The 16,700-nt window shown below is 66.7% G+C and carries 16 protein-coding genes; 5 read left to right on the forward strand and 11 right to left on the reverse strand.

The features are described 5' to 3' along the window. Positions 1 to 28: 28 nt before the first annotated feature. The 4 genes from pyrF to purB form a co-directional block, all read right to left on the reverse strand. A complete protein-coding gene (pyrF, locus tag DM995_RS10025) occupies positions 29 to 703 on the reverse strand; it encodes an orotidine-5'-phosphate decarboxylase (protein ID WP_023836780.1) in 675 nt (224 codons plus the stop codon). Between the two features lie 29 nt (positions 704 to 732). Then, positions 733 to 1,065, reverse strand: coding sequence for a hypothetical protein (locus DM995_RS10030; protein ID WP_116969332.1), 333 nt, complete (start codon positions 1,063 to 1,065; stop codon positions 733 to 735). 123 nt (positions 1,066 to 1,188) lie between these two features. Beyond that, positions 1,189 to 1,752, reverse strand: a complete 564-nt coding sequence (locus tag DM995_RS10035) for a chlorite dismutase family protein (protein ID WP_232824280.1) — start codon at positions 1,750 to 1,752, stop codon at positions 1,189 to 1,191. Between the two features lie 81 nt (positions 1,753 to 1,833). Beyond that, a complete protein-coding gene (gene purB, locus DM995_RS10040) occupies positions 1,834 to 3,144 on the reverse strand; it encodes an adenylosuccinate lyase (protein ID WP_116969334.1) in 1,311 nt (436 codons plus the stop codon). Positions 3,145 to 3,456: 312 nt separating this feature from the next. On the opposite strand from purB, the gene DM995_RS21250 reads away from it, so the two are divergent. Continuing rightward, positions 3,457 to 3,615, forward strand: a complete 159-nt coding sequence (locus DM995_RS21250) for a hypothetical protein (RefSeq protein ID WP_157973155.1) — start codon at positions 3,457 to 3,459, stop codon at positions 3,613 to 3,615. Positions 3,616 to 3,779: 164 nt separating this feature from the next. Next, on the forward strand, positions 3,780 to 5,021 hold the full coding sequence (locus DM995_RS10045; RefSeq protein WP_116969335.1) for a beta-barrel domain-containing protein: 1,242 nt from the start codon (positions 3,780 to 3,782) through the stop codon (positions 5,019 to 5,021). On the opposite strand, the gene DM995_RS10050 is transcribed toward DM995_RS10045, so the two are convergent. Together DM995_RS10050 and DM995_RS10055 are read right to left on the reverse strand one after the other, a co-directional pair. Then, positions 4,913 to 5,785, reverse strand: coding sequence for an alpha/beta hydrolase (locus DM995_RS10050; protein WP_232824282.1), 873 nt, complete (start codon positions 5,783 to 5,785; stop codon positions 4,913 to 4,915). The two genes, DM995_RS10045 and DM995_RS10050, sit on opposite strands and share 109 nt — an antisense overlap. 56 nt (positions 5,786 to 5,841) lie before the next feature. Continuing rightward, the gene (locus DM995_RS10055) at positions 5,842 to 8,733 is read right to left on the reverse strand and encodes a TonB-dependent receptor (protein WP_116969336.1); all 2,892 of its coding nucleotides are present in this window, start codon (positions 8,731 to 8,733) and stop codon (positions 5,842 to 5,844) included. A gap of 251 nt (positions 8,734 to 8,984) precedes the next feature. Between DM995_RS10055 and DM995_RS10060 the strand changes: the two genes are divergently transcribed. Both DM995_RS10060 and DM995_RS10065 read left to right on the forward strand, forming a co-directional pair. Beyond that, positions 8,985 to 10,331: a pectate lyase family protein gene (locus DM995_RS10060; protein ID WP_116969337.1), complete on the forward strand. Its 1,347-nt coding sequence runs from the start codon at positions 8,985 to 8,987 to the stop codon at positions 10,329 to 10,331. Next, positions 10,328 to 10,783: a cupin domain-containing protein gene (locus tag DM995_RS10065; protein WP_116969338.1), complete on the forward strand. Its 456-nt coding sequence runs from the start codon at positions 10,328 to 10,330 to the stop codon at positions 10,781 to 10,783. Before DM995_RS10060 ends, DM995_RS10065 begins: the two co-directional genes overlap by 4 nt. On the opposite strand, the gene DM995_RS10070 is transcribed toward DM995_RS10065, so the two are convergent. The 5 genes from DM995_RS10070 to DM995_RS10090 form a co-directional block, all read right to left on the reverse strand. Then, positions 10,716 to 12,260, reverse strand: coding sequence for a carboxylesterase/lipase family protein (locus tag DM995_RS10070; RefSeq protein ID WP_116969339.1), 1,545 nt, complete (start codon positions 12,258 to 12,260; stop codon positions 10,716 to 10,718). The genes DM995_RS10065 and DM995_RS10070 overlap by 68 nt on opposite strands. Continuing rightward, complete coding sequence (locus DM995_RS10075; protein WP_116969340.1) at positions 12,247 to 13,269, reverse strand: sugar kinase; 1,023 nt, start codon at positions 13,267 to 13,269, stop codon at positions 12,247 to 12,249. Before DM995_RS10075 ends, DM995_RS10070 begins: the two co-directional genes overlap by 14 nt. Beyond that, positions 13,254 to 14,027 carry a 2-dehydro-3-deoxy-D-gluconate 5-dehydrogenase KduD gene (gene kduD, locus DM995_RS10080; protein ID WP_023837413.1) on the reverse strand — a complete coding sequence of 258 codons (774 nt, stop codon included), beginning with the start codon at positions 14,025 to 14,027 and terminating at the stop codon, positions 13,254 to 13,256. Before kduD ends, DM995_RS10075 begins: the two co-directional genes overlap by 16 nt. 32 nt (positions 14,028 to 14,059) lie before the next feature. Next, positions 14,060 to 14,698: an RpiB/LacA/LacB family sugar-phosphate isomerase gene (locus DM995_RS10085; protein ID WP_116970413.1), complete on the reverse strand. Its 639-nt coding sequence runs from the start codon at positions 14,696 to 14,698 to the stop codon at positions 14,060 to 14,062. 128 nt (positions 14,699 to 14,826) lie between these two features. Continuing rightward, positions 14,827 to 15,861, reverse strand: coding sequence for a LacI family DNA-binding transcriptional regulator (locus tag DM995_RS10090; RefSeq protein WP_116969341.1), 1,035 nt, complete (start codon positions 15,859 to 15,861; stop codon positions 14,827 to 14,829). A gap of 149 nt (positions 15,862 to 16,010) precedes the next feature. Here DM995_RS10090 and DM995_RS10095 point away from each other — a divergent pair. Further along, positions 16,011 to 16,700 (forward strand): UxaA family hydrolase (locus DM995_RS10095; RefSeq protein ID WP_232824283.1); only part of this gene is annotated, 690 nt, incomplete at its 3' end.

Consider the following 16,700-nt stretch of genomic DNA (forward strand, 5'->3'; position numbering starts at 1 on the left):
CGGGGGTGACGGTAATATGGGGGATATTCTACAACGTCGCCATGATGTCGCGCGCGGCCTGATCGGGGTCTTCCGCGCGCGCGATCGGGCGGCCGATGACCAGCACCGAGGCGCCCGCATCGCGCGCCTGGCGCGGGGTGACGGCGCGCTTCTGGTCGCCCATCGCGGCGCTGGCGGGGCGCACGCCGGGGACGACGAAAAAGCCGTCGCGCCATTGCTGCCGGACCGCGCCGACCTCCTGCCCCGAACAGACGATGCCGTCGAGCCCCGCGACATGCGCGAGCTCCGCAAGCCGCAGCACATTGTCGTGCGCGGTACCCGCATAGCCGATCCGCGCGATGTCGTTGTCGTCGAGGCTGGTGAGCATCGTGACCGCGACCACCTTGGTGTTCGCGCCGGCGGCGGCCTTGGCATCCTCCATCATCGCGCGGCCGCCTGCGGCATGGATCGTCACGATCGCAGGTTCGAGCACATGGATCGCCTGCATCGCGGCCGCGACGGTGTTGGGGATATCGTGCAGCTTGAGGTCGAGAAAGATCGGCAGGCCGATCTTCGCAATCTCGTGCACGCCGTGGTGGCCATGCGCGCAGAAGAATTCCAGCCCCAGCTTCACCCCGCCGATATGGCTGCGCACCTGCTGCACCAGAGCGGTGGCGCGGGCCAGATCGGGAAGATCGACCGCGAGATAGATGGGATTGGACATGATGGAAAACGGGCCCCTGTTATGATCCTTCAAACCGAACGCAGAACCGGTTCCGGCTCGGGCTCTGCCGCCACGGCCGTGACCGACGGCGGTGCCGGGGTCGGCGAGGGTGCCGATGCCGTGCGCGCCTGGTTGGCTTCGAGCGTCGCGAGCCTGCGCTTGAGCCGCCACATCGCGGTGCGGTGATAGGCCCAGGCGGGCAGCACGCCCGCAAGGAAGGTCAGCAGGAGCAGCACCGGCAGCTTGGTCACCAGTTCCAGCCCGCCCCACAGGTCCACGGTCACCGCCTGCCAGTTGTTATAGGCGAACACGATGAACACCACCGCGATCATGATGAGCACGAGTGTCTTCAGAAACTGCATGACCGCCCAGTCTCCCTCAAGCGCATTCTCCCTTAAGCCTGCCCGCGTCCCGGCGGTCGGCGGCCAGCATAGGGGGATAATTGCGGCTTGGCCAGTCCGCTGTCCCGGCGGACACCGGCCCGGTCAGTCGGTACGGATCAGCCGGATGTCGATCTCGCGATCGACATGGCGCCATTCCTCGGTAATCCGCAGCCGCGCGAGCAGATCATCGAACTCGCCCTCGAGCTCGGGCTCGAACTCGAACCAGGTGAGGAAATCGAACGGCTCGCCCAGGTCGCGGCAGTGATACAGGCGGCGCGCGATGCCGGGCAGATAGCCGAGCCCGATCGGCATATGGCCCGAGCGTTCATAGACCGCGCGGCGCTCGTCCTGCGCCATCGCCCACCATGCTGGCGATTTGCGGATCGGGATCAGCGCGGCCATCCGCGCTTCGCTGCGCCCCAGCGGCGCCGAGCGCGCATCGAGACGCTGGCGTTCGGGGGGCGTGGTATAGCGCAGGTTCGAGGTGAAGCCGGTCAGCGTCCACAGCGAAGGCTCGTGCGTGGCTCCGGTTCCGATGCGCTCGGGCACCGGCAGCGCCTCACCGATCCGGGTGGTTTGCCGCACGACCTTCCATTCGCCCCGCGACCCGGCATGAAACGCCACCATGAGCGGCGATGTAGCACCATAGGGAATTGCACGCGTCATCAGCGAACCTCCGAATGCCGGGCGCGCAGCCCGGCCATCGCGGTTCGTCCGATGTCGTGGGGGCGTTACGCCCGCCGATGCTCAGCCGAAGACGCGCGCGAAGATCGTGTCGACATGCTTGAAATGATAATCGAGGTTGAACTTCTCCTCGATCTCTTCCGGCGATAGCGCGGCGGTGACCTCTTCGTCGGCCTTGAGCAGGTCGAGCAGCGACAGCGCGCCGTCCGATTCCCACACCTTCATCGCGTTGCGCTGGACCAGGCGATAGGCGTCCTCGCGGCTCACGCCCGCCTGGGTCAGTGCCAGCAGCACGCGCTGCGAGTGGACAAGCCCGCCCATCTTGTCGAGATTCTTCTGCATCCGCTCGGGGTAGACGAGCAGCTTGTCGACCACCCCGGTCAGCCGCGCCAGCGCGAAGTCGAGCGTGATCGTCGCATCGGGGCCGATGAACCGCTCGACCGAGCTGTGCGAGATATCGCGCTCGTGCCACAGCGCGACATTCTCCATCGCGGGCAGCGCGGCGCTGCGCACCATGCGCGCAAGGCCGGTCAGGTTCTCGGTCAGCACCGGATTGCGCTTGTGCGGCATGGCCGACGAACCCTTCTGGCCGGGCGAGAAATATTCCTCGGCCTCGAGCACCTCGGTGCGCTGCAGGTGGCGGATTTCGGTCGCCAGCCGCTCGATCGACGAGGCGATGACGCCCAGCGTTGCGAAATACATCGCATGCCGGTCGCGCGGGATGACCTGGGTCGAGACGGGCTCGAGCGCCAGGCCCAGCTTCTTGGCGACATGCGCCTCGACCCGCGGATCGATATTGGCAAAGGTGCCGATCGCGCCCGAAACCGCGCAGGTGGCGATCTCGGCACGCGCGGCCTTGAGGCGCGCGCGGCAGCGGTCGAATTCGGCATAGGCCTGGGCGAGCTTGAGGCCGAAGGTGGTCGGCTCGCCATGGATGCCGTGGCTGCGACCGATGGTCGGCGTGTACTTGTGCTCCATCGCCCGGCGCTCGATCGCGGCGAGCAGCGCGTCCATGTCCGCCAGCAGGATGTCGGTCGCGCGCGCGAGCTGGACCGCAAGGCAGGTGTCGAGCACGTCCGAGCTGGTCATGCCCTGGTGCATGAAGCGCGCCTCGTCGCCGACCTGCTCCGCCACCCAGGTGAGGAACGCGATGACATCGTGCTTGGTCACCGCCTCGATCGCGTCGATCGCGGCGACATCGATCGCCGGGTTGGTCGCCCACCAGGCCCACAGCGCCTTGGCGGCGGACTTGGGTACCACGCCGATCTCGGCGAGCGCGTCGGTGGCGTGCGCCTCGATCTCGAACCAGATGCGGAACTTCGCCTCCGGCTCCCAGATGGCGGTCATTTGCGGGCGGGCGTAACGGGGGACCATATGGCGTCCTTGTGCAAAAGGCGGCGGGGAACGGTGCGGAACCGACCCCTCAAGATGTGCCCGCGCAGCTAGCAGCATGTCGCCCGGCGTTCAACCGGCACCGGCGGCGCTACGGGTGATCCGCCACAGCCAAGTCAATGCGGCCAGAGTTAATTGCAAACTCAAGTAAAATTAACGGATGTTGCGAATCTGTCCAGTTTCGGGATTTTTTAACCATGTTGATCGGGTTCCGAATCGCCAGATTGCCAAGTAGATAGGCGTTGCCGACCTGGAAGGGGTTAGGTTCAGAACTTTGATTAACGGAGAATGGTAATGCGCGTTCTTGACAAGAATGAAGTTTCGGAAGTTTCGGGTGGCACCCTGTGCCTCATCGGTGGCCTGCTGGGCGGCATTTTCGGTCTGCTGCGCAAGCCCGCCGTCTACTGCAAGCCCGCTCCGGTTTGCGCGCCCAAGCCGAAGCACGGCTGCTGATCTGACCTTTCGTCAGACACAATGACAAGGGGGCGTGGCCGGGTGGCCGCGCCCCTTTTTCGTGCGCGCTCGCCCGAACCATACTTAACGTGGAATTAGGACTGATCGTCTAACGCAATTTGCCGAAACCCGCCGGGCAATCGCTCCGGAACCATGGATTGCGCATGACTCTCTTCAGGCCCGAAGTTCTGGAAGCCAAACGGTTGCAGCGTTATGGCCGCACCGTCCCGCTCTATTCGGGCGCGACGCTTCCCATCACGCTGGTGCTGCTGTTCGGCGTCATCGTCGTCACCGTCTGGCTGGTCACCGGAAGCTTCGCGCGCACCCAGCTGGTCGAAGGCTGGATCGTGCCCAACGGCCCGATGGCGAATATCCAGCCGATGCAGCCGGGCCAGATCACCTCGATCGCGGTCAAGGAAGGCCGCCTGGTGCGCGCCGGGCAGCAGCTGGCAACGCTCAGCCTGCAAAGCGCCAACAGCGCCAGCGCCAATCCTGCAGCCCAGTCGCTCGACATTCTGGCGCGTCAGGGCAGCGAGATCGCCAACCAGGTCGGCCTGGCCCGCGCCAGCGCACGCGAGGATTCGAGCCGGCTTGCCGCCACCGTGCAGGCCAGCGCGGCCCGGCTCGACACGGTTGCCGAGCAGATCACGATCCAGCGGCAAAAGGTCGATTCGGCGCGCAAGAGCTTTGCCATCATCACCCGCGCCGAGCGCGAAAAGGCGATCAATCGCATCGATTACGAGAACCAGCGCCGCGCGCTGCTCGCCGAAGAGGCCGAATTGCAGCGGCTGGTCGCCGAACAGGCCAGCCTGCGCGCCGAGAACCAGCAGGCGAGCGCCGATCTGCGCCAGATCCCGATCCGGCTCGAGGAGCGGCTGGCCGAGCTGCGCGGCACGGGGATCGAGATCGAGAAGCAGCGGCTGTCGATCGGGCAGGGCAGTTCCGCCGTGCTCACCGCGCCGTTCGACGGCGTGGTCGGCGTGGTCCAGGCCAAGGTCGGCCAGACGATCGCGCCCGGCCAGCCGGTGATGCAGATCCTGGGCGCGAACACCCGGCTCGAGGCGGAGGTCTACGCCCCCACCCGCGCGATCGGCTTTGCCAGTGTCGGCCAGGAAGTGCGGCTGATGTACGATGCCTTTCCCTATGAACAATATGGGACGTTCAAGGGCATCATCACCGAGATCTCGCGCAGCGCGATCGCGCCGCAGGATGTCACCGCGCCGATCAAGCCCGAAAGCGCGACCTATCGCGTCCGCATCCGGCTCGACGACCAGGCGGTGATGGCGTTCGGCAAGGCCTATCCGGTGCAGCCGGGCATGACGCTCAAGGCGAACATCATCCTCGAACGGCAGAGCTTCTTGAGCTGGCTGCTCGAACCGGTCAACGCGATCCGGAAGCGGCTATGAGCGATCTGCAGATAGCGCGCGGCGCGGACGAGCCCGGGACCCAGCCCCAGCCGCAACCCGAAGCAGCCCCGCCGCAGCCGTCGGCGGCCGCGGCAGCCGATGACCGGATAGATCGGCGCGGCGCTGTGCGGCCTGGCCGAAAGCGCGTCGGCAGCATCGACCGGTTCATAGGCTTTCGCATCGAACCGCGTGGAGAGGTCGGCGCAAAGATGGCCGCCAGCGGAAAAACCCATCGCCGAGACCCGTTCCGGATCGACCGCGAAATCGCGGGCACGGTGGCGGATCAGCCGCATCGCCCGCTGCGCATCGGCGAGCGCGACATCGGGTCCCGCCGCCCAGCCTTCGCCGGGCAGCCGGTAGAACAGCACGAAGGCGGTAAAGCCCCGTGCTGCCAGCCAGCGGCCCATTTCATAGCCTTCCTTGTCGACCACCACCCAGCGATAGCCGCCGCCGGGCGTGATCAGCACCGCTGCGCCATTGGGCCGGTCGGGCCGGAACACGGCCATGCGCGGCCTGGTGATGCCGAACACCGCGCGGTCGGTGACCAGCCGGTCGGTCGAGCGCTCCTGGACCGTCTCGACAAGCGGCTTGGCGGGAGCACCGGGCGCACCCTTGGGCCAGAGATCGATGGTTTCGGACGGCTGAGGCAGGCCAGGGGGCAGGGCGCCGCCCGGCACCTCGGGCACCGGCGTCTGCGCCTTCGCCAGGCTGGCGAGCCCCAGAACGAGCGGAGCCGCCATGAGGGACCGGCGATCGATCGGCATGGCGGCTCCTTTGCGTCGGCAGTGCGAGCAGCGACGAACCGCTGCCCCGGTTGGGATCAGTATTTGAAGCGCGCGCCGAGGAAGAAGGTGCGGCCGAAATGGTTGTTCTCGTAGTTCCGGTCCGCATCGAAATCGGTGAAGCGATAGCGATAGGTGTCGGTCAGGTTGTTGCCTTCCAGCGAGACTTCGAGCCACTCGGTGAACTTGTACCGGATCGAGGCATCGAGGTTGAACTGGCTGCCATAGCCTTCGAGAATGTTGCCGGTTCCGCTCGCGCCTTCGTGCCAGCGGCTGCGATAGGTGCCCATCACGCGCGCCGAGAATTTGCCGTCGTCATAGTAGAAGGTGCCGTTGTACGATCGCTTCGAGACGTTGGCGAGCGCGGCCCTGCGGGTCACGTTGACCAGCGCGCCGCCCGGCGTGGTGGCGGGACCCTGCACGATGAAATCGGCATTGCTGTCGATGAACGTCGCGTTGGCGAGGATACCGAAATTGCCGAAGAACCCGTCGGTAAAGGCGCTGAACGGGATCTGCGCGGCGATTTCCACACCCTTGAGCTTCGCGCCAGTGCCGTTGACCGGGGTGGTCAGCGTCCAGATCGGCTGGTTGAGCAGCGCCGGGTTGAGCGCGGCGGGCGAGGAGGGGTTGAGCACCGAAACCGGCAGGCCGGTCTGCGCGAAGGTCGCCTCGGTGATCGCCGCCGTCTGGGTGAAGCTGTCGACATTCTTGATGAACCCGGCGATCGAGAGCAGCGCCTGCGGCGCAAAATACCATTCGATCGCAAGGTCGTAGTTGGTGGCGCGGAACGGCTCGAGGAACGGGTTGCCGCTGTTGACGCGGAAGTTGAAGCCGTCGGCCGACCCGCCCGGCGTCAGCGAGCCGAGCGTCGGACGGGTGATCACCTCGGCCGCCGCCGCGCGGATGATCAGGTTCTGCGCCGGGAAGATCGCGAGGTTCGCCGAGGGCAGCCAATCGTCATAGCTGCGCTCGATCGTCGCCTCGACCGCGCCGACCAGGCCGTAGGACGACTGTTCGGTCTTCACATAGCGGATGCCGGCGTTGAGCGCATATTCGAGGCCGAACAGGTCGCCCTTGGCATCGAACTGCAGATAGCCGCCCTTGGTGGTTTCCTGCACGCCGCGATTGTTGCCTGCGTCCAGCGCGAGCGGGCGGCTGTACAACTTGGTGAATTCGGTGGTCGCATCGAGATTGGGGACGAGCCAGGCATTGGTGTTGCCAGAGGGCTGACCGGCCTTGCCGAGCTGGAACAGCTCCGAAAGCTGCGGCGTGACCGGGAAACCATAGACGGCCGTCGGACCGAACACGCTCGAGGCCGAGCAGGTGATGGTGCCCAGCACGCGGTCGAGACCGCCATTGCCGCACACCGCCGTGTCGCGCGTAAAGGCCACGGTGTCGAACTCGAACCGGCGCCAGACCACACCGGCCTTGACGGTGAACCCGTCGGTGACATCCCATTCGGTGCGCAGCTGCGCGGTCTTGAACTGGTTGACGATTTCCGACGGACGGTCGCGGATTTCGGCGAGCTGGAACACCGCCGGATCGGTGACGCTGGTGCCGAAGGTCAGTCTCGGACGCTTCATGTCGGTATAGTCGTAGCTATAGCCCTGCGCGTCGCGATCATCGAACACGACCGTCGTTTCCACCGGAATGTCGGCAGTTGACTTCGAGATGCCGCCGAGCAGCGTGAAGCGGAAGCTGTCGGACAGGTCCTGGTCCCAGGTTCCGCCGACCTGGTAGAATTCGGTGGTGCTTTCGCGCAGATAATGTTCGGTGCGGACCCAGGCATCGTTGAACGTGCCGCTGATCATGTTGTTGTTCGCGTCGTAGACCGGGTTGACTACGTCGATCGAGCGCTCGTTCGAGCGGAACAGCACCTCGCCCCAGCGCTCGCGGCGGTCGCTGTTGAAGCGCGAATACAGACCGTCGATCGAGAACTTGGTCATGTCGGTCGGGGCGAACTGCACCGATCCGGTGATGCCCAGACGCTCGCGATCGTGCTTGACCTCGCCATAGCGCGGAATGCGCGGGTGAAAGGCGAGCGCGGCCTGGTCGCATGCGGCGCTGCGGCCGTTCGTGTACACGCCGCCCGAATTGCGCACGGCGGTCAGGTTGGTTGCGCTGGCGGTGAAGCACGGCGCGCCGTTGACCGAGTCGAAGCGCGCCTGTGCCCAACGCACGGTGTTGTTGCCGAGTTCTAGCACCTGGGTCTTCTGGTAGGCCGCCGAGAGCGACACGCCGAACGTGCCGGCATCGTTGCGCCAGCTCAGCAGTCCGGCAAGGCGGGGCCCTGCATATTCGGACAGGTCGTTATAGCTGACCACCGCCGATCCGACTGCGGTAAAGCCCGCCTTGGCTGCGAGCGGGTTGCCGGTGTTGAGATCGACCACCGCACCCAGCGAGCCTTCGTCGAGGCTGGCCTCGGCGGTCTTGTGCACGACGATCGAGCTGAACAGCTCCGAGGCGAACACGTTGAAGTCGAACGCGCGGTCGCGGTTGGCCGAGGCGCCATCAGTCGATGTCGCTACGGTTTCGAGACCGTTGACGCGAACGCGGGTGAACTGGCTCGACAGACCGCGCACGGTGATCGCGCGGCCTTCGCCCGCATCACGCGTGATCGAGATGCCGGGGATGCGCTGCAGCGATTCCGCGAGGTTCTGGTCGGGAAACTTGGCGATGTCCTCGGCGACGATCGCGTCGATCGCGCCGACCGAGGTGCGCTTGAGATTGATCGCGGCTTCAAGCGACTGGCGGAAACCGGTGACAACGATCTCGTCGGCGGCGGGGGCTTCGTCCTCGACCGTGGTCGGCTGTTCGCCCTCGGCGACCTGCGCCTGCGCGGTTCCTGCGGCGCCCAGAGCGCAACCGGCGAGGAGCGCGGCCTTGAAAATGGAAATGCCGGTTGCCCGGTGCGAATGCTGATGGCGCATGTCTGTCCCCTCCTGATCGCCTTATTTCAGGCAATTGCTACCGGTGTCAAAGGAGAAGATGCCGCATGCACCCTGTACGCCCTGACACCCTGACTCCCGACTTTCGATGCCCCGCCAGAGCGGACACCGCTGTTCTTTCCGGTGATCCCTGGATCGTGTCAGTGAGGCTGACCATCCAAGGTAACCGGTGTCATTATGTATTGCCCTCTCGCTGCGGCTCTGTCAATAACCATGGCAACGGGAGAGAGACCATGCGCAAGACCTTGCAGAAAGCCGCGATAATCGGGGCTTTCGCCCTGGCCAGCCTGAGCCACGCCGCCGCCGAGCCGCATCCGGGCGATCCCACGAAAGGCGGGGCAGGGGGGCGAATCATCCGCGTCACCACGCTCGCCAAATCGGGTCCGGGATCGCTCGCGGAGGCGCTTGCGGCCAAGGGGCCGCGCACGGTGGTGTTCGAGGTGGGCGGGGTGATCGACCTCGGGCGCAGCACGCTGGAAATCAGCGAGCCCTATCTCACCATTGCGGGTCAGACCGCGCCGTCTCCGGGGATCACGATCATCAAGGGCGGCATCGACCTGCGTACGCACGATGTCGTCGTCTCACACATCCGCGTGATGACTGGCGCCGATGGCCAGGCGCGCATGTCGGGCTGGGAAGCGGATTCGTTTTCCACGGTCGCCGCGCACAATGTCGTGGTCGAGCATTGCAGCTTCCTCTGGGGCGTGGACGAGAACATGTCCGCCTCGGGCCCGCGTTTTACCGGCGACACGGTCGAGCAATGGCGCGCGGGCACCAGCCATCATATCGTGTTCCGCGACAATCTGGCGGCAGAGGGCCTGGCCGTATCGAGCCACCCCAAGGGCGAGCACAGCAAGGGCTCGCTGATCCATGATAATGCCACGAATATAATGTTTTACCGCAACATCTGGGCGCACAATGTCGAGCGCTCGCCGCTGGTCAAGGGCGGGGCGCAGGTGGCGATGATCAACAACCTGATCTATAATCCCGGCCACCGCGCGGTGCACTACAACCTGATGAATCTCGAATGGCTGGGGCAGCCCTATGTCACCGGCGAGATTACCGCGATCGGTAATGTCATGCGCGGCGGCAACGACACCAACGAGGGGCTGCCGTTCCTGATGCTCGGCGGCGACGGGGACTTGGCCTATTTCGGCAAGGACAACCGCGCGGTCGACCGGCACGGCAATCCGCTGCCCCAGTTTGGTCGCTATGGCGAGACGCGCGCCAAGCTGATCCCCGCCAAGGCACCGCTCGCCAAGGTGGATGCCTATGCGGTGCTGCCCTCGGGCGACGTCGAGACCTCGCTGCTGCAGACCGTCGGCGCAAGGCCCTGGGACCGCGCGCCCGACGACATCCGCGTGCTGTTCTTCGTCGCCGAAGGCCGCGGCGACATCATCGACGACGAGAGCGAGGTCGGTGGCTATCCCGCGCCGGTGGCGACCTTCGCCCCGTTCAGCGAGGCCGACTGGAATCTCGACACGATGATCCCGAAATCGGGTCGCTATCCCGGCCAGACGGGCGGCGCGCAGGAGCGTCTTTCGACGCGCGATGCGCAGATGCGGTCGACCCAGCCATGAGCGCGCTCATCGCCCTGCTGCTCGCGGCTGCGCCGCCGATGGCTGTGGTCGACGAGCTCGATACGGTCAAGCGCGAGCCGCCGCCGCACGGGGGCATCGGCATGAGCACCGCGTGGCGGATCAGCGACCATGTGCCGCAACCGCGCCGCATGGAGTTCCGCCGCCGCACGCTCGATATCGGCGCGGCGATCGGCGAACATCCGATCGCGCATGACGAGGTCTATTATGTGCTCGACGGCGAGGGCGAGGTGGTCTCGGACGGCCAGCGCGCGACCCTCAGGCCCGGCATGACCGCCTATCTCTATGATGGCGCGGTGGTCGGCATCTGGCAGCGGGGCGACAGGCCGCTCGCGCTGATCATCGCCTATCCGGTGAAGGAGCCGGTCAGCTGCCCGGCTGAATGTACGGCCCCGTCGCCCACAGCTCCCGCTCGAACCGGCGCGGATCGTTGACGAGCGCCGCCGCGCCGTCGCCGACCACCAAAGTCGCGCGGTCGGGCAGGGTGTAGGGTGACCAGCTGTCCAGACCCGGCTTGCCGGTCTTGGCGAGGCCCGTGAAAGCCTTCATCATCAGATCGCGCGTCGCCTGGGCGCGCGCGTCGGTGCCGCTATAGCTGCCCGGAGCATCCAGTGTGCCGAAGACATAGGGTATATCATCGGTATGCGCCGCACCGCGCGCGGGGTCGATCGGCGAGGGGCGGTCGAGCTGATAGACCCAGGTCGCTTTCGCGCCTGCCTTGGCACGTTCGTCCGCCTCGATGACCTGGCCCGGCCAGGATCGGCCCGCCGTGGTCGCGGCATAGAACAGCCGCTCGGGCGACCAATCGGGGAACTGCGCGCGATAGCGGGCGACGACCCATTCGGGGTCGAGATCGATCTTCACCTCGGCGGCGATGCGCGGTGCGATGTTGCTCCAGTCGAGCCCCTCGAGCTTAGGTCCCCTGGGGTCGATGAACGCGCGCGTCTCCTCGCGCGTGTTGCCCAGGATCATCGGGATGGCGAGCGATTGCGGCGCGGCATCGGGCCAGAACGGGTGACGCGGCAGGTTGGTCATGTCGAGCACGGGCCCGAAATAGACCGGCCCGCCGATGACCGGATCGGTGGCAGTGAGGGACTCGACGATGCGCTCGACCGGCGCGGTGCGCAGCCCCTCGACATCATCGGGTGCGAGCTTCATCGCCGCCATCAGCGCTTGCGTCCGTTTCCAGGCGTTGGCGGGTCCGCTTGCGGTCACCTGCTGGCCGCTCATCGTCGCCGCGCTATGGAACAGGCCACGCGCCGCCGGCATCGCCATCAGCGTCGCGATCTTCGCGCCGCCGCCCGACTGGCCGAACACCATCACCCGCGCCGGATCGCCGCCGAAATCGGCGATATGATCGCGTATCCAGCGCAGTGCCAGGATCAGATCGAGCTGGCCGAGATTGCCGCTATCGGCAAAGCGCGCGCCGAAGGGCTTGAGCCAGGCATAGCCGAATGCGTTGAGCCGCTGGTTGACCGTGACCACCACGACATCGCCCTGTGCGGCCAGCCGGTGGCCGTGGGTCAGCGGATCGGTGACCGTTCCGTTGTTGTACGCGCCGCCGTGGAAATAGACCATCACTGCGCGCCGGGCGTTCGGGTTCGCCTCGGGCGTCCAGACGTTGAGGAACAGGCAGTCCTCGGACTGCGGAAGCTCGGGATTGCCGCGCTGCGGCGCGATCGGCCCGAATTGCTGCGCGCGGGTTGCCGGGCCGGTCCAGGGCTCGGCTACCGGCGGCGCGAAGCGCTCGGCGCGGCCATAGCGGATGCCCTTGAACGCGAGCACATTGTCCTCGCGCAGCCCGAGATAGCGCCCGACCATTGGGTCGGCGGAGCGCGCGAGGCCAGGCGCCGCGATCAGCGCCGCGCCGCTGCCGATCAGCGCGCGGCGGGTCAGCTCAGCGCCGGACATCGCCGCCTTGCGCCGAGAAGGCGGCGAGTTCGGCGGGACCGATCAGGCAGAAATCGCCGGGCAGGCTGTGCTTCAGTGCGGCCAGCGCGAGTCCACATTCGGCCATGGCCTGCGCGTCGCCGCCCGGCAGATAGCAATGCAGCACGCCGGCAGCAAAGGCATCGCCGGTACCGATGCGGTCGACAATGCCGGTGACGTCGATCTCGGCGGTCTGGTGCTTCGCGCTGCGGGTATCGACCCGCGCGGCGATACGGTGGTGATCGCTGCTGACGACATGGCGCGCGGTCGAGGCGACCAGTTCGAGGTTCGGAAAGGCCTCGAACGCGGCCTCGACCGCCTCGCGCCGCCGTTCCGCGCCGTCGCCGGAGAAGGTCTTGCCGAGCAGCAGCGAGATGTCGCGATGGTTGCCGATCAGCACCGTTGCCGCTCCGACCAGCCGGGTCAGGATCGCGCGCGGATCGCTGTCCCACGCGTCCCAGAGCAGCGCGCGGTAATTGCCGTCGAAGCAGATCGGCACGCCCGCGTCCTGCGCGGCGGCCACCGCCGCCTCGGCCAGCGCGACCCCGCCCGGACCCAGCGCGGGCGTGATGCCCGACATGTGGAGAAGGGCAGCGCCCTCGAGCGCGCCCTTGAGGTCCAGCGCCTCGGGCCTGGCCAGCGCAAAGGCCGAACCTGCGCGGTCATAGGTGATCGAGGACGGCCGCAGACCCGCGCCGGGTTCGAGGAAATACAGCCCCATGCGACCGTCCGCGCGCGCGACGAAACGCGTGTCCACACCCGCAGCCCCGAGGTCTGCCTTCGCCTTGTCGCCCAGCGGCGAGCCCGGCAGCAGCGTCACCATCCGCGCCTCGTGCCCGAGCGAGGCGAGCGCGGCGGCGACATTGGCCTCCGCGCCGCCCACCACCATGTCGAGGCTCTGCGCCTGCACCATCATCCGCGCGCCGGGCGGCGCCAGGCGCAGCAGCATCTCGCCGAAGCAGACGACCGGACCCGTCACCGCGCGAGCCATCCGCCGTCGACCGCGAGCACATGGCCCTGGACATAGTCCGCAGCGCTGCTCGCCAGGAACACCGCCGCGCCGCCGATATCGGCAGGGTCGCCCCAGCGGCCTTCGGGGATGCGCTCCATGATCTGGCGGTTGCGCGTCTCGTCGGCCTGCAATGCTGCGGTGTTGTTCGTGGCGATATAACCCGGCGCAATGGCATTCACGTTGATGCCCTTGGCCGCCCATTCGCACGCGAGCAGCTTGGTCAGCCCGGCCACGCCGCTCTTGCTCGCGGTATAGCTCGGCACGCGGATGCCGCCCTGGAAGCTGAGCATCGACGCGATGTTGACGATCTTGCCGCGACGCCCCGTCGCCTCGCGCTGCGCGATCATGTGGCGCCCTGCGGCCTGGCTCAGGAAGAAGACCGACTTGAGGTTGGTATCGACCACCGCGTCCCAATCCTCCTCGGTAAAGTCCACTGCATCGGCGCGGCGGATGATGCCCGCATTGTTGATCAGGATATCGAGTCCGCCGAGCGAACCCAGTACCTGATCGACCACGGCCTGGACCGGGGCGATGGTGCCGAGATCGGCCGAGACGAGTTCGCACCGGCGGCCCAGCGCGCGGACCTTTTGCGCGGTCTCCTCGGCCGGCGTGCGGCCGACAGCGGCGATGTCCGCGCCGGCCTGCGCCAGCGCCAGTGCGATGCCCTGGCCGATGCCGGTATTGGCGCCGGTCACCACCGCGACGCGCCCCGACAGGTCGAAAAGCCCGTTCGTCATATCGTCCTCTCCCCGGATAGCGCGACTGTCGTTCAGGCGGTCAGTTCGCGCAGATAGGACGCGATCGGCTCGTTCTGGCAGTGGGGGTAAAAATGCTCGGCAAAGCGCTCGCCCGCCACTGCCGCCTTGAGCAGGTCCTGATCGACGGTCTTGAGCACGGTCAGCATGTCATGGCAGGTCGCGGCCTTGAGGTCCTTCAGGATGCCGCGGTTCTTGGCCATGATCGCGGCGCGCTCCTTGGGATAGCCCAGACCGCGCTCGCCGTCGAACAGCTTGGCATAGCAATCGCGCAGATTGAGCTCCGCCGCCCAGCCAAAGCCCTTGGCATAGGGCATCGAGATCGCGTTGCCGTCGTTGATCTGGCCGAACAGGAACGCATCGGTCGGGTCGATCACAAGACCGCAGAACACGCCGGGCATCGCGTTGCACGCCAGCATCGATCCCATGCCGGTGCCGCAGCCGGTGACGACGAAATCCGCCGCGCCCGAATTGAGCAGGATGCCTGTCAGGAGCCCGTTCATGACATAGGTCAGCGAGGCCGAATCCTCGGCGGTATACATGCCGTAATTGAACACCTCATGCCCCAGCGGCAGCGCGACATCGGTCAGCGCCTCGTGGATGATGGTGTTCTTGGCGGCCTGGCTGTTCTCGGTGATCAGGGCGATCTTCATCATGTCTCTCCTGTCCGGGCGGCGGTGCTCGGCGAGTCCGGCCCGATTGGGTTCGGGGGAATATTGGCTTGCTTGGTAACCGGTGTCATTGATCGGTGCAAGCTCTATTGCGGTGCGGTCGGATCGGTTCAGAGCGGGGCGACGGAAGCGCGCTCGATCAGGTCGGACAGGAAATGCGAAGGCTGGTCGCGCGCCTCGACAGGGTCGATCAGCTTGATCGCGGCGGCCCTGGCCATCGCCTGGATCGGCCAGCGCACCGTGGTCAACGGCGGCCAGATATGCGCGGCGATCGCGGTGTCGTCGAAGCCGATGATCGACAGGTCCTCGGGCACCGACATGCCGATGCTGCGCGCGGCGTGCAGCACGCCGGCGGCCATCTCGTCGTTGCTGGCGAAGATGGCGCTGGGTCGAGGCGAGGCAGCGAGCAGCTTCTCGCCCGCCGCAATGCCGGTCTCGAAGGTATAGTTGCCCTCGGCCATGATCGTCTCGTCGATGGCCACCCCCGCGCTATCGAGCGCGTCGCGATAGCCCAGCGCACGTTCGGCGGCAGATCGGAAGCCTTCGGGGCCGGCGACGAAACCGATGCGGCGATGGCCCTGGCCGACCAGATAGCCCACCGCCTTGGCCACGGCCTCGCGGTCGTTCGAGGCGACCATGTGCACATCCTCGTCCAGCCGCACCGACCCCATGCGGACATAGGTGACGCCGAGTTCGTCGCACAACTGGGCGAGCGCGTCATTTTCCGAAATCGGCGGCAGCAGCAGCACGCCGAACAGCCGCTGCTGGTCCAGAAACGCGCGGACATCGTCGAGCATGTCGGGCGAGCGGCGGTTGACCGGGCGCACGACCAGCGCGAATTCGGTATCGCGGATCGCCGACAATATGCCTTCCTGCACGCCCAGCACCATCTGCGCATTGGGGTTGTCGTGGATCAGCCCGATCAGGAAATTGCGGCGCAGCGCGAGCGCGCGCGCCTGCGGATTGGGCACGTAGCCGAGCTCGGCGATCACCGCCTCGACCTTTTCGCGGGTCTGCGCATTGAGCAGCGGCGAGCGGTTGATGACTCGGCTCACCGTCTTTTTCGACACCCCGGCGAGGCGGGCCACGTCGTTGATCGTCGGCTTGCCGTCCTTTGCCTTGCCCACGTGCCTTCCTGCCCCCATTCGCGATGCTACACCGGTGTCAGTGCGAGAAACTTCCTAGCCACATGTTTGCACCAAACGCAATCCCGGCGGGATTGACACCGGTTACCATGGCGCTATGCCTGTGCGCGAGCGACCGCGCGAGAGTCGTGAGGCAAGGGAGGGACCACATGCCCGATGCGATGCAGGTGCATGCCGCTGACACGGTGGCGGTGGCCTTGCGTCCGTTGCGGGCGGGCGAGCAGGTCGCGCTGGACGGTGCGCGTCATGTTCTTGCCGACGATATTCCCCAGGGGCACAAGTTCGCGCTGACGGCGCACGGGGTCGGGGACTGCGTGGTGAAATACGGCCTGCCGATCGGCCGTGCCTCTGCCGCGATCGCGCCCGGCGCGCATATCCACAGCCACAATCTGGTGACCGCGCTGGTGGGGGAGGAGCAGTACGCCTTGGGCCGGGCATCGGTCATGGCGGCGCCCGCGACCATCGCCGAAGACGCGGTCTGGCAGGGCTATCGCCGCGCCGATGGCCGTGTAGGCACGCGCAACGAGATCTGGATATTGCCGACGGTGGGCTGTGTGGCGCTCACCGCCGAACAGATCGCGCGCGCGGCCGAACAGCGTCACGCCGCGCTGATCGCCACCGGGAAGATCGACGGTATCATCGCCTTTGCGCATCCGCACGGCTGTTCGCAGCTCGGCGACGATCTGGCGGGCACGCGCGCGTTGCTCGCCGGGCTGGCGGCGCATCCCAATGCGGCGGGCGTGCTGCTGCTCGGCCTGGGCTGCGAATCGAACCAGTTGGCGGCGCTGATCGACGCGATCCCGCCATCGGCGCGGGCCAAGGTGCGCAGCCTGTCCTCG

The sequence above is a fragment of the Blastomonas sp. UPD001 genome (assembly GCF_003426715.1).
Lineage (GTDB): Bacteria > Pseudomonadota > Alphaproteobacteria > Sphingomonadales > Sphingomonadaceae > Blastomonas.

Coding starts and splice junctions, on each gene's coding strand:
- pyrF (WP_023836780.1), bottom strand. CDS start 703: ATGTCCAATCCCATCTATCTCGCGGTCGATCTTCCCGATCTGGCCCGC.
- DM995_RS10030 (WP_116969332.1), bottom strand. CDS start 1,065: ATGCAGTTTCTGAAGACACTCGTGCTCATCATGATCGCGGTGGTGTTC.
- DM995_RS10035 (WP_232824280.1), bottom strand. CDS start 1,752: ATGACGCGTGCAATTCCCTATGGTGCTACATCGCCGCTCATGGTGGCG.
- purB (WP_116969334.1), bottom strand. CDS start 3,144: ATGGTCCCCCGTTACGCCCGCCCGCAAATGACCGCCATCTGGGAGCCG.
- DM995_RS21250 (WP_157973155.1), top strand. CDS start 3,457: ATGCGCGTTCTTGACAAGAATGAAGTTTCGGAAGTTTCGGGTGGCACC.
- DM995_RS10045 (WP_116969335.1), top strand. CDS start 3,780: ATGACTCTCTTCAGGCCCGAAGTTCTGGAAGCCAAACGGTTGCAGCGT.
- DM995_RS10050 (WP_232824282.1), bottom strand. CDS start 5,785: ATGCCGATCGATCGCCGGTCCCTCATGGCGGCTCCGCTCGTTCTGGGG.
- DM995_RS10055 (WP_116969336.1), bottom strand. CDS start 8,733: ATGCGCCATCAGCATTCGCACCGGGCAACCGGCATTTCCATTTTCAAG.
- DM995_RS10060 (WP_116969337.1), top strand. CDS start 8,985: ATGCGCAAGACCTTGCAGAAAGCCGCGATAATCGGGGCTTTCGCCCTG.
- DM995_RS10065 (WP_116969338.1), top strand. CDS start 10,328: ATGAGCGCGCTCATCGCCCTGCTGCTCGCGGCTGCGCCGCCGATGGCT.
- DM995_RS10070 (WP_116969339.1), bottom strand. CDS start 12,260: ATGTCCGGCGCTGAGCTGACCCGCCGCGCGCTGATCGGCAGCGGCGCG.
- DM995_RS10075 (WP_116969340.1), bottom strand. CDS start 13,269: ATGGCTCGCGCGGTGACGGGTCCGGTCGTCTGCTTCGGCGAGATGCTG.
- kduD (WP_023837413.1), bottom strand. CDS start 14,027: ATGACGAACGGGCTTTTCGACCTGTCGGGGCGCGTCGCGGTGGTGACC.
- DM995_RS10085 (WP_116970413.1), bottom strand. CDS start 14,698: ATGAAGATCGCCCTGATCACCGAGAACAGCCAGGCCGCCAAGAACACC.
- DM995_RS10090 (WP_116969341.1), bottom strand. CDS start 15,861: ATGGGGGCAGGAAGGCACGTGGGCAAGGCAAAGGACGGCAAGCCGACG.